The sequence below is a fragment of the Aquimarina discodermiae genome (assembly GCF_040786235.1).
GTDB lineage: Bacteria > Bacteroidota > Bacteroidia > Flavobacteriales > Flavobacteriaceae > Aquimarina.
In genome coordinates, this window is record NZ_JBFMKP010000001.1 from 157,989 (window position 1) to 170,594 (window position 12,606).

The window sequence follows — 12,606 nt, forward strand, 5'->3', positions numbered from 1 at the left end:
CTTATATAAAGTATTCATGTATTGTTTGATGATTTCTAATCATGAACAAAAACATTGCATACGTCTTACTGTACTTTGTTGTTTAATTATAATCCCATAGCTCATATTATAGATTTCAAAGATGATAGCTTAAATCTTTGGTAATCTGTGTGTTGGTGTAGTATTTATACCAAATATGAATTTTTGAATAGAGAATGAAAATAGGTGTTGTAATAAAGAATTGCAATACCAATTATCACGGCTAAATAAAAAAATGGAAAAAGGAAAAAGAATTGCATTGGGAGAAAAGAAAAATACAATTGAGATTTGGGATAACTCAAAAAGAGTTAAAATACTGTTTTCTGTGTTTTGGGTATTAATCGTATGTACAATTATTGGTATTGTTTCTGGTTATTTAGAGTTACAATTACTTAAAAGAGCACAATTAGAATTTTTTATAGATGAAGGCGAAGCGCATTCGAATGATTTGAGACAAAAAATAATTGGGTTGTTGCAAACGGTAATTTTTATAGTATCTGTCATCGTGTTTCTTAATTGGTTTAGAAGGGCATATGGTAACTTACATAGATTAGGGATAAGTTATTTAGAATATAAAGAATCAATGGCTTTATGGGCTTGGTTTATCCCAATTATTGTACTATTTCGACCTGTTAAAATTATGAATGAAATTTGGAAGGAGACACAATGGTATATAAAAAAAACAGACAACACTTATAAAATAGAAAAGAGTAGTGTTGTTATTGGAATATGGTGGGGGTTTTTTATTGTTTCAAATTTTGTGGGGCGATATGTATTAAAAAACGCTTTTAAACAAGATACATTAGAGCAATTAATAGAGGGGTCTCAGGCATTTTTGATTGCCGACATCATACAGATTCCAGAAGCTTTATTAGTGATATTAATTGTGCATAGATCATCAAAAATAGAATCCAAATTGGCACACGAAATAAAAAAAAACAGGAGGTATAGTTGTTTATAAGTAATGGTTTATATATAGACTTGAATTATAAACTTAAGATGAGTTAATCTAAAGAATTCCTCGAGATTCTGCTTCGAGGTTTTTCAGAAAGTTTGAAAACCTTGGGTTTTCATTACGCTTTGAAAAATCGTATTTTGGGATTACGAATGAGTATATTTTAAAAAGATATAATAAAACTTTGTTGTAATATCATTTGGTTTTTCCTTTGAAACATGGAAAATCAGTTCTTACAAAAGATATTGGAGAGGGTTTAAAACAGATTTGTTTGGAGATTTCAGAGCGTTATGAGGTTCATTATATAGAGATTGGTTATGAGTCAAATCATGTTCATTTTTTGCTGTAAAGTGTTTCGAGTTATTCTGTTAAGAAAATGATTAGGATGTTAAAAAGTATTACAGCTAAACAGCTATTTCAAAGGTATCCAGAGATTAAGGCTAAACTTTGGGGTGGGAAGTTTTGGACTAGTGTATTTTATGCGAATACAGCTGGTCAATATTCGAACAAGGAAGTAATTAAGGAATATGTAAAAAAATCAAGGAATGGAGAAGGAATATAAAAAATACATTCAGATCAACTAACCTTATTTTGATACCTCAATGGCTCTGCCTCGAGGTAGTTCATTTAGCTTAATACTTTTAAACTTAAAAAAACTAAAAAAGAAACGTATGGTATAAGATAGTATATTTGTTATGCTTTGTAATAGTAAATAATTTGCACCTATTATGGAGAGCAAAATGTTTGATGTATGGGGATTAGTATAACTTTAATTATATTATTTACCTTTATATAAGGTATAACATGTTTTACAGTTATACGAATTACTGACTTTAGTAGAAAATTAGAAGCTTGATATTTGAAAATACTACATTACATATTCTTTTTTTTTGTTTTGTATAGTACTGGCCAAGAAAATATTTTTGATAATTTTAGCGAAAAAAATGGGTTGATTAGTAATGATACCTATAAAATTATTCAGGATAAAAAAGGCTATTTGTGGTTTGCAACCTCTTCGGGAGTAAGTAAATATGATGGAATAACTTTTAAAGACTATTCTACAAAACATGGCTTAACTGATTATGATATTCTATCTCTTTATGAAGATAAAAAAGGTAGGATTTGGTTTTATACTTTCAATGGGAAACCATGCTTTTATTATAATGATAAAATATATAATGCAGAAAATCATTCACTTCTTAAACAAATACATTTTACAAAACTTATATCTAATGTTTTTGAAGACTACAGAGGTTATGTATGGATTTGTACTTCTAAAGAATCATATGCTATAGATTTTGAAAATAAAAAAGTATATCATCACCCTGGTATAGCAGGAGTAATGTCAATACAAAAAAGCAACGATACGCACATACTTAATGGTGTGGATGAGTATTATAGTGTTGCTCAAAATAATACTTATAAGACTATTAATTATGTTAAAGATACTACTTTTAGTAGGATTGGAAATGGAACTGTTTTAAACAATTGCTCTATTATATATTTTACAAGAAATAATGCTAATAACTACTTTTATTATAGTAAAGCAAGCAAATATAAATTTGTAAAATATAGTATTGGCGAGACCATTTTGTCAATAAGCACGCATAAGGAATATGTCTTTTATTGTACTAGAAATGGAGTCTATCAATATCATCAAGATGATTTTGATAGACCAATTAGACACATGTTACCAGGTAAAACAGTCACTAGTTTTTTAGTAGATCATCAGGGAAATTATTGGTTTTCTACAAAAAACGGAATTTACATGACCAATAATAACTTTTATTATGTTGATAAGTCATTAAATTACCTCACAAACTTTGCTGTTTCAGAAAATTATATTTTATCGGGTAATGTAGACGGTTTTTTATGTTTGTTTGATAAAAATACACATAAAAAAATAAAAAAATATAAGATTTCTAAAAGCCCGAAAAACATTATTGCATATAAAGATGCTTTTTATGTCTCTTCAAATAATAAAAGTTATGTTGTTGATTATTTAGGTGTTACTGAAGTCTTTAAAAACTTTACTTCGAAAGCTTTTGTGATTAAAAATGATTCAATATTTATGGCATTATCCAAAGGATTGTTTTCTGTTCAAATAGATAAAAATAATATAGGTGATGATACTACATTTAAAAAACTTTGTGAAAAACCATCTTTTTTGTTCTTAAATAAAGAGCGATCATATACTTTAAACCTTATTAAGGATACACTGTTTGGAAGCTCAAAGAGTTACTTAACACGGTATTATCATAAAGAAATAGACACGCTTAAATTTGCTAACGAAGCAACTAAAAATAGAGTTTCTGCAATCGAGTATCATAATAATTTCTTATACCTTGTTACAAATTCAAAAGGTCTTTACATATATAAAAACAATCTGTTGAAATACCACTATGACGAGAATAAAGGATTACTCTCTAATCAGATTAATAATATTTTTTTTCATAGTGGTAATTGTTATATAGTAACAAAGAAAGGAATACAGTATATAACCGATAGAGGTTTGGTTAATTTGGATGCAACCATTTCTAACAATTTTGTGATTAATAAGGCAGCTATTGTTAATAAAACATTATTGATGACTACTTCTAACGGATTTATTAAGTCTGATTTAGATAATTTTCAGATTAAAAATAAAACTGTTAGATCCGAAATAATTGCCAAATCAAAAAATGAGATTATATCCCCTAGCAGTATTTTATCATACAAAAACAATGAAGTTGTTTTTGACTTTAAAATCTTTAATTATACATCTAAACAACTGAATTACTCTTTTTTATTAAAAGGTGTTGATGACCATTGGAATAAAATAAAAGGTAATTCTGTTCAGTATAAAAATATTCCTCCTGGAAACTATACTTTTCAATTAAAAAATAATGAGAATATAATAAATGAGTTTTCTTTACAAATAGAAAAACCATTTTGGAAAAAATGGTGGTTTTATATCGTTTCTATTCTCTTATTAGTCATGTTTATTGTTTTGTTGTATAAAGTGTTGTTAGATAGAAGATTAAAAAAGGCTTCAAAGAACTATGAGATAAATTTAATGATTGCTAAAGCAGAACAAGATGCATTAAAAGCACAAATGAATCCTCATTTTATTTTTAACGCTCTAAATGCTATTCAGAATCTAATACTTCAAAATAGCTCTCGAAATGCATATCAATACCTTGGTGACTTTAGTAAATTAGTAAGAAATATACTTAATAATTCTAGAAATCTTACGGTTACAATAGCTAGCGAAATTCGGTTTCTAAATTTATATCTTAAGTTAGAAGAACTTCGTTTTAAAAATAAATTTGATTATCAAATTAAGATCGATGCAACTATGAATCAAGAATTGCATATACCATCTATGGTCATTCAGCCTTTTGTAGAAAATGCAATTTTACATGGATTGTTACCTCTTGAGAATAAAAATAATGCTTTATTACTTATTAATTTTACAGAGGATGATTTGTTTATATATTGCACCATTGATGATAATGGAATAGGGAGAGAACGAAGTAGATTACTTAGAAGATACGATAAAGAATCTTTAGGTATGCAGATAACTTTAGATCGAATTAGTTTTTATGACCAAGAAGGTTTGTCACATTTTAAGGTAATGGATAAAGAAGAAGGAACACAAGTACTTTTAAAAATAAAAAAGCATGTTAAGCGCAATTATAGTTGATGATGAGCAAAACGGAAGAGAAATTCTGGAAACTTTGCTTACACAAAATTGTCCAAATATTAATGTTGTTGCTATTGCGGCTACTATAGAAGAGGCAGTCAATGTAATTGTTGATCATAATCCGGAAATAGTTTTTTTAGACATAGAACTTGAAAAAGGTACCGGGTTTGATATTTTATCAAATCCAAAAGTTCAAAAAAAACAGTTTAACATTATTTTCACAACTGCTTATGAGCAATATGCTATCAAAGCTATAAAGAATAATGCACTGGATTATTTACTAAAACCAATTGATACTCAAGAATTAATTATGGCAGTTAATAAAGTATCCGCTAGAACAACAAATTCTATCAAGAGTATTGTAAATGACTTGAAAGTTTCCTTAAATACTTCTTCGAAACTAAAATTGGTCAATAGAGAAGGGTTTGAACTTGTTGATGTGCATACCATTTTATATTGTAAAAGTGAAGCTAATTATACTCGTTTTTATTTTGAAAATGGAAAAACAACAATTACTAGTAAAACATTAAAAGTATATCAATTATATCTCGAACAACATGGTTTTATGCGTATACATAAATCACATATAATTAACCTTAATATGGTTAAAAAGTATGTGCAAGGCAAAGGAGGACAAGTAACTTTGTCTAATGAGGTAACTTTGGATATAAGTAAAGATTTAAAAACTACCCTTCTAAGAAAATTAGAGCATCTGTAAGTCAAAATAATTAAAAATTAGAGGTATTAATTAGCCTGTTCCATTTCTTCTTTTTTATTTCAATAACTCATATAGAGTTTTTAATAATTCAATCGTTACTTTCAAAAATTACCCGTTTCTATTAACATTTCTTTAGCATAGTTTTGATCTATAACCTAATAAACGTTTAGGCAATGAACAAAATTTTACCTTGTTATAGAAGTACCTTTTTTAAAACTAATTTAGAAGTTTCTTTCTTACTAAATGATCTAATTATTTAATTATATAAATTTTTCAAAGATAGATACTGTTGTGTTAGTATTAACTATGTCAGTCATTTGCACTTGAGATGGTTAAATGTAGTGTCTCCAAAAATAATCTTAACCTAATAAACAAAACTTATGAAAATTACTAGAAGATTATATCTATGCTTATTAGTAGCCCTAACAATGAATTCATGTTCTAAAGATGATGAACAAGTTCTTGTAGAAGAAGAACCAGTTGTGATGATACCAGATGAAGAGCCAGGCAATGAGAACCCTTCTATGGTAACGATTACATCAGAAGTGATCAAAAATGAAGTGGTTATCGAATGGACAACAGCTACAGATCCAGAAAATAGTGAACTTACTTATACAATAAGTTTGGATGGAGTTACGATTTCAGAAAACCAATCCGATAGAACCTATACATTGTCAGATCTAGAATTTAATCAAGTTTATACAGGTACTATTGTGGTAAAAGACACATCTGATGGAATCTCGACTACAAATTTTACTTTTGAAACAGATATTTTAAATACAGCAATTGGTAGTGAATTGGATGAAAATTCTAAAGGGGCTATTCAGACAGCTGATGATGGAGTATTGATTTTTGGTGATATACCAAACAATAACTTTTTTGGAAACTTTTTGGGAGGTGATAACGATGCTACTGTAATAAAACTAGATAAGTTTGGAAATGTAGAATGGAAAAAAAATTACGGAGGGTCTGACACCGATTATTTTAATGGTGGTTTTAAGACGCAGGATAATTATTATGTATTAGTAGGCTTCACTAATTCTTCTGATAATGATTTATCCACAAATAATGGTGATGATGCATGGGCAATAAAAATAGATGGCAATGGCAACGTTATTTGGTCTAAGAATTATGGAGGAACAGGGTACGATGTCTTTCAAAGAGGGGTAGAAGCTGCAGATTCTAATTATGTATTTGGAGGTTCTTCAAGTTCTTCTGACGGAGATACGGAAGGTAATATAGGACTTACAGATGTATTTGTAGTAAAAGTAAATCCTAACACGGGAGCACTTATTTGGAAGAAAACTATAGGAGGAACATTACAAGAGCAAGTAGGAGGAATAGTAGCAAATGAGGATGGCTCTTTGGTATTCGCGCTGTATTCAAAATCCGGTAATTTTGATTTTGGATTAGGTAATTATGGAGATTATGATAGTTGGGTCATCAAATTAGATGCTACAGGAGATACTATACTGTGGAAAAAACGCTATGGAGGATCAGGTTCCGATATATCTAACGGAATTGTAAAGTCATCTTCTAACGGATATTTGATAAGCGGAATTACTAATTCTACAGATGTCGATATAGATACGAATAAAGGATCTCAAGATGGTTGGGTTTATAAAATTGATTTGGAGGGTGATTTAATCTGGTCAAAAACGTATGGTACTTCGGGATCGGATGGTCTTAATACGATTGTTACTACCAATGACGGGGATTATTATTTAGGAGGGTATCATGATAATAATGTCGATGGAGATGTAACCGAAGTATTTGGTATTAGGGATGCCTGGTTGGTAAAAATCGATGATAATGGTGCTGTAAAAGATCAAAAAACCTTTGGTGGTTCAAAATCAGATGATTTTACTGGATTAGCCATAACAAGTACCAATAAAGTATATGCAATTGGAAATTTACGTTCATCTGAAATTGAAAATTACAATGGAGCTGTTGATATTTATGTAGTTAAATATTGAAATTAAAATAAACAATTAAAAAGATGATACGTAAAGACGTATCATCTTTTTAATTCTAATGAGTAGAACATTTTTACCAGGTAAACCTACTTATATATAGATCCTAATACCTGTTAGTAGTAATTATATCAGGAGTTTACACGCGATATATTTAAAAAATGAAATATCAAACAATAACCTATTAATCTAATCAATATAACCTATGAAAATTACTAAAGAACTATACCTATATTTATTATTGATCTTACTCATGAATTCATGTTCTAAAGATGATGAACAAGCTATTATAGAAGAAGGACCAGTTGTAGTTGTGCCAGGTAATGAGAACCCATCTATGGTAGCGGGGATAACAACAGTAGTGACCAAAAACGAAGTAGTTATCGAATGGCAAGCAGCTACAGATCCAGAAAATAATGACCTTACTTATACTATAATTCTAAATGAAGATGTAGTTTCAGAAAACCAATCTGATACAGCTTATACTGCTTCAAGTCTAGAGTTTAATCAAGTTTATACTGGCACTATTGTAGTAAAAGATACTTCAGATGGGACTTCGACAACCAATTTTACTTTTGAAACTGATATTTTAAATACCGCACTTGGTAGTGAATTAGGAGAATATCCAAATGGCGCTATCCCCACTGCTGATGATGGAGTGTTAATTTTTGGCGAAACTCAGAGCAATAATTTTTATGGAAACTATTTAGGAGGCTCTTTAGATGCAACGGTAACAAAATTAGATAAGTTCGGAAATTTAGAATGGGTAAAAAATTATGGAGGAGCGGGTACAGATTCTTTCCATGGAGGCTTTAAAACCCAAGATAATTATTATGTATTAGTTGGGAATACCAAATCCTCTGACAACGATTTATCTGCTAATAAAGGAGGAAGTGATGCATGGGCAATAAAAATAGATGATATGGGAAATGTGATTTGGTCCAAGAATTATGGAGGAACTGGGTCAGATTTTTTTGAAAGAGGAGTAGAGACCGAGGACTCTAATTATGTAGTAGCTGGTAATTCATATTCTTCTGATGGGGATACCGAAGGTAATATTGGACTTTCGGATGTATTTATTCTAAAAGTAAATTCAAATACAGGAGCACTCATTTGGAATAAAACTATTGGAGGAACAGGACAAGAAGAAGTAGGCGGAATTGTAGCAAACGAGGATGGCTCTTTGATATTAGCTTTGAATTCAGAATCTAGTAATTTTGATTTTGGATTAGGTAATCATGGAGATTATGATAGTTGGGTCATCAAATTAGATGCTACAGGAGATGATATACTATGGAGAAAATTTTATGGAGGGTCTGGTTATGATAAAGTTACAGGAATTGTAAAATCATCTTCTAATGGGTACCTAGTAAGTGGAATTACTAATTCGGACGATGTTGATATAGATAATAAAATAGGAGCTTTTGATGGCTGGGTATATAAAATTAACTTAGATGGTAACTTAATTTGGTCAAAAACGTACGGTACTTCTAGTACCGATAATATTGATGCTATTGCTACTACTAATGAAGGTGATTATTATTTGGCATGTTTTCATAATAATTTTGCTGACGGAGATGTAACCGAAATATTAGGAAATAGAGATGCGTGGTTGATAAAAATTGATGATAGTGGTGCTATAATAGATCAAAAAACCTTTGGAGGGACAAAACGAGATGCATTTAACGGACTTGCGCTAACAACTACTAATAAAGTGTTTGTAATTGGACATACAGAGTCACCCGAAATTGAAAATTACAATGGTGATGTTGATTTATATGTAGTTAAGTATTAAGGTAAAATTAAAATAAATAAACGATGAATAAGCTGATATGCCTTTTAGTATATCAGCTGATTTATTTTACTAGATGACTGTTTTTTTAGTAATTATACGATACACTCTTTTTTTAGAGTGTATTGTTGTTTGTTATAATAAGAAGTTGACTACACAATTGATACTTTAAATTTACTAGAGTAAAATGTTCTTTGTTTACCTTAGTTTTGAAATGTAATCGTTTCATTTATAATGTCTTGAATTTTTTAAATAATTTTAATAATAGTAAAATTAAGGGATCAATTGCTTCAAATCGTTAATTACATTTATATTATGTCGCAGATAAGCAAAAAGAATAAATAGAATAATGATAGCTACAGTAAAACCAAGTAATGTTCCATTTTTATTAGTAGAAACTTTTTTCGATGTTTTTATATATGCTTTAGAGAGTTTTTTTGTGTATTCTGATACTATTGCAAAAGTAGGGGCAAAAATTAGAACAACGATGGCCATATCTATAAGCACCAAAAGATACCCTTCTTGATTGATACGTTTTTTTACATAATTGATTATAAATTCGTTGATCAGTGCAGCACATAACACCGCAACTGCATAGATAGCATATTTCGTGGTCTTTCGATTACTCATAATGGGGTAACAATTTACTTTGAAAGATAAATTTTATGACCAATTTAAAATCTAAAATTTGATATTCAAAATAAAATAAAAGAAGCATTCCTTTATTGTAATAACAAAAATGTTTTAATATAAAGAAAATCATGCTTCTAGTGGCCTGAAAAATGTACTTATACAAAACATAAACTATATTCATGTACAAGAATTAAGCATAAAAATACTACCGTAGTAAGTTATAAAACGGAAAAACCAAACTCCAGAAGTACCCCATACCTCTGGAAGAATGGCTTATATAGATATAGGCTATGTATTTATCTATTTTTAAAGTAAAATTTCTAAGTAATTATATTTTCATATGGTATCAATTATTTTTTATCTATGAATTGCGTGGCTTGATGCTCCCGGAAGTGTTGCTAAAAACTTCAATATTCCTTCGAATCTTTTTTTGAATTGTTTCATAATTTTTAATTTTTGATTAATTGTTGTTAGATAAAAATCTTGTTTTTTGATGATTCAAAAGTATTAATAAAGCGTGGTGTAACATATTTCACCATATTTCAGCTAGTATGAAATATTGATATTTCACTAAGTTTATAGTAGTCTTACCTAGTACTACTAAAACACAATTTTTACAAATACCACCCTTTTTGGGTGGGAAGGTTGTTTTTTTCATTCTATACATTTGAAACCAACAAATGAATATAAGAATGCATAAGATAGTCCATAAATATCTGAAACATCAAGGCATAAATATTGCTAGTAGGTATCTAGAAGATTTGATAGTTTCGAATGCTAATTTTCCTTCGATTTTATGCATTGCAGACGTGTTAGAGCGACTTTCCATATCCTGTAGTATAGGAAAGATAAATAAAACAGACTTAATCGGCTTAGAGTTCCCCTATATTTTACATCTCGAGAGCGAAGAAGGAGATTTAGTTTTTGTAAAAAATAAAAAAAGCTTACATAAACAAAAAGAAAAATTAAAAGGTTGGAATGGTACGGTTATAAAAATATTCCCCGAGCGGGGGGTAAGAACACAAAAAAATGAAGATGTTCTAAGAAAAGAAAATTTAACCAAAAGAATGATATCATTTTTATTGATTTCGGTTTTTGGTTTGCTACTTATATCTAAAACGACGTATCATTTAGAATGGGATGAGGCTTTATTACTTTTAAGTGCTATTGTTGGTAGTATTACAGGTTATTTATTGCTTACAAAAGATTTGGGTATTGAAAACATTGTAGTAGAAAAGTTTTGTCAAACAGTAAAAGGTAAAAAATCTGGATGCGATCAGGTGCTAAACTCAAAAACCGCCCAGATTTTCGGAAAAGTAAAACTTTCGGACCTTGTATTTACTTATTTTAGTTTTCAGATCATATTAATTGGTTCTTCTAACTATTTTGATGTTTCATATTATATTCTACCAATAGTTGGTTTCATAACAGGCCCTATTATTTTATTCTCTTTATATTATCAATATTTCACGGCCAAAACATGGTGTCAATTATGCCTTGTTATTAATGCCATTTTGATTCTCCAATTGGTGATGTATAGTTTTAACACTTCTGTAAGCTTTGAAAATACAAGTATACAACCACTGGCATTGGTTGCATCATTATTAATCTTTATTAGCTTGTTATCTTCTACCGTATTGATTAAAAACGGCCATAAAGAATTAAGAGATAGTAGGTTGAGTTTGTATGATTATAAGCGTATTTTCGAATCGGTAACCGTTTTTAAGTTTTTACTTCAGAAACAAAGAAAAATAAAAACAAATCCCATTCTTAAGGAGATAGTTTTGGGTAATGCTACAGCACCAATTAAAGTTCTAATGGTGAGCAATTTGTATTGTGAACCATGTAAAATACAACATAAGATACTTGAAGAATTATTACTAACATATCCAGAAAAACTGCAGGTGTCATTTCGATTTGTATTGAATAATAAAGAAGGTTATCATGATATTACTGCAACCGATTATATAATAAGTTATTGGTTAAAAAATATTGAAGGAAAAGTTAATGCGGTCGATATTACTTTAGAAATGTTGTCTGATTGGTATGATTTAATGAACTTAAAAAAATTTATGTTTCTATACCCTTTAAAAAAGAATGATGTTATTGAAAAGGACAAAGCAACAGAAGAAGCATTTTTTAATTGGTTACATGAATCTAGAATAGAAAAAACTCCTACAATTTTTGTAAATGGGTACCTGTTACCAGATCAGTATACTCTGGAAAACCTAGCAGCCATAATCCCAGAATTATCAGAAAGCATATATAATAACCAACTCCCTAAAGAAAAAATCATTTTTGAAGAAATATAAGATTTTGTTTGGCCAAGCAAAAGGGTGTGAGATCTTACCCTACCATTGTGTAAAAAAGGTTATTTAATTAATCACAAATAAATGAAAATGGAAAATAACAATTTTGACTCATCATTTCAATCATTAAATCGAACACAAATGCGCACTCTAAAAGGTGGGGGTGTACCTTCTCCAGAAGGATTTTGCTGCGGAACTCCGGCTCAGCGTGCAGATTGGTTAGAAGATTATCCTTTTCTTAGGTTTAAATATGACTGTACTGATTGTACTTGTGATGGTTACAATCACTAAAAGTTTTATGTACATCAAACGATTTGATTCAGTGTAATTTTAATCCACATTGTGGAGTTTAATTCTCCGAGGCTTGCCTCGAAAAATAAAAACTGTTTTTCCACTGGATGCCTCATGAGCTTGCTCCGAGGTAGTTGACTATATAAGTTTTTACAAAGATATCCCGTATGAAAGTTATTCATATCATTTACGAAGCGCATTTTTAGCAAAGAGATTTGATAGTTCAGAAACT

8 protein-coding genes and 1 pseudogene are annotated in these 12,606 nt (G+C 29.6%); 8 read left to right on the forward strand and 1 reads right to left on the reverse strand.

Annotation, left to right across the window (positions count from 1 at the left end):
* Positions 1-253: 253 nt before the first annotated feature.
* The 6 genes and pseudogenes from ABW636_RS00560 (at position 254) to ABW636_RS00585 (ending at position 9,144) form a co-directional block, all read left to right on the forward strand.
* A complete protein-coding gene (locus ABW636_RS00560) occupies positions 254-979 on the forward strand; it encodes a DUF4328 domain-containing protein (RefSeq protein ID WP_367587996.1) in 726 nt (241 codons plus the stop codon).
* A gap of 193 nt (positions 980-1,172) precedes the next feature.
* Positions 1,173-1,535: pseudogene (tnpA, locus tag ABW636_RS00565) on the forward strand (IS200/IS605 family transposase).
* A gap of 297 nt (positions 1,536-1,832) precedes the next feature.
* Positions 1,833-4,658, forward strand: a complete 2,826-nt coding sequence (locus tag ABW636_RS00570) for a sensor histidine kinase (protein WP_367587997.1) — start codon at positions 1,833-1,835, stop codon at positions 4,656-4,658.
* Positions 4,636-5,376: a LytR/AlgR family response regulator transcription factor gene (locus ABW636_RS00575; protein ID WP_367587998.1), complete on the forward strand. Its 741-nt coding sequence runs from the start codon at positions 4,636-4,638 to the stop codon at positions 5,374-5,376. The genes ABW636_RS00570 and ABW636_RS00575 overlap by 23 nt, the downstream gene beginning before the upstream one ends.
* Before the next feature lie 380 nt (positions 5,377-5,756).
* On the forward strand, positions 5,757-7,352 hold the full coding sequence (locus ABW636_RS00580; RefSeq protein WP_367587999.1) for a hypothetical protein: 1,596 nt from the start codon (positions 5,757-5,759) through the stop codon (positions 7,350-7,352).
* A 202-nt stretch (positions 7,353-7,554) separates the two neighbouring features.
* A complete protein-coding gene (locus tag ABW636_RS00585; protein WP_367588000.1) occupies positions 7,555-9,144 on the forward strand; it encodes a hypothetical protein in 1,590 nt (529 codons plus the stop codon).
* A 270-nt stretch (positions 9,145-9,414) separates the two neighbouring features.
* On the opposite strand, the gene ABW636_RS00590 is transcribed toward ABW636_RS00585, so the two are convergent.
* Entirely contained in the window at positions 9,415-9,771 is a 357-nt protein-coding gene (locus ABW636_RS00590) for a hypothetical protein (RefSeq protein WP_367588001.1), read from the reverse strand.
* Positions 9,772-10,466: 695 nt separating this feature from the next.
* Between ABW636_RS00590 and ABW636_RS00595 the strand changes: the two genes are divergently transcribed.
* Both ABW636_RS00595 and ABW636_RS00600 read left to right on the forward strand, forming a co-directional pair.
* Entirely contained in the window at positions 10,467-12,086 is a 1,620-nt protein-coding gene (locus ABW636_RS00595) for a vitamin K epoxide reductase family protein (protein ID WP_367588002.1), read from the forward strand.
* Between the two features lie 138 nt (positions 12,087-12,224).
* Positions 12,225-12,374: a hypothetical protein gene (locus ABW636_RS00600; RefSeq protein WP_367588003.1), complete on the forward strand. Its 150-nt coding sequence runs from the start codon at positions 12,225-12,227 to the stop codon at positions 12,372-12,374.
* Positions 12,375-12,606: the final 232 nt, after the last annotated feature.

Coding starts and splice junctions, on each gene's coding strand:
- ABW636_RS00590 (WP_367588001.1), bottom strand. CDS start 9,771: ATGAGTAATCGAAAGACCACGAAATATGCTATCTATGCAGTTGCGGTG.
- ABW636_RS00585 (WP_367588000.1), top strand. CDS start 7,555: ATGAAAATTACTAAAGAACTATACCTATATTTATTATTGATCTTACTC.
- ABW636_RS00595 (WP_367588002.1), top strand. CDS start 10,467: ATGCATAAGATAGTCCATAAATATCTGAAACATCAAGGCATAAATATT.
- ABW636_RS00575 (WP_367587998.1), top strand. CDS start 4,636: ATGTTAAGCGCAATTATAGTTGATGATGAGCAAAACGGAAGAGAAATT.
- ABW636_RS00560 (WP_367587996.1), top strand. CDS start 254: ATGGAAAAAGGAAAAAGAATTGCATTGGGAGAAAAGAAAAATACAATT.
- ABW636_RS00580 (WP_367587999.1), top strand. CDS start 5,757: ATGAAAATTACTAGAAGATTATATCTATGCTTATTAGTAGCCCTAACA.
- ABW636_RS00600 (WP_367588003.1), top strand. CDS start 12,225: ATGCGCACTCTAAAAGGTGGGGGTGTACCTTCTCCAGAAGGATTTTGC.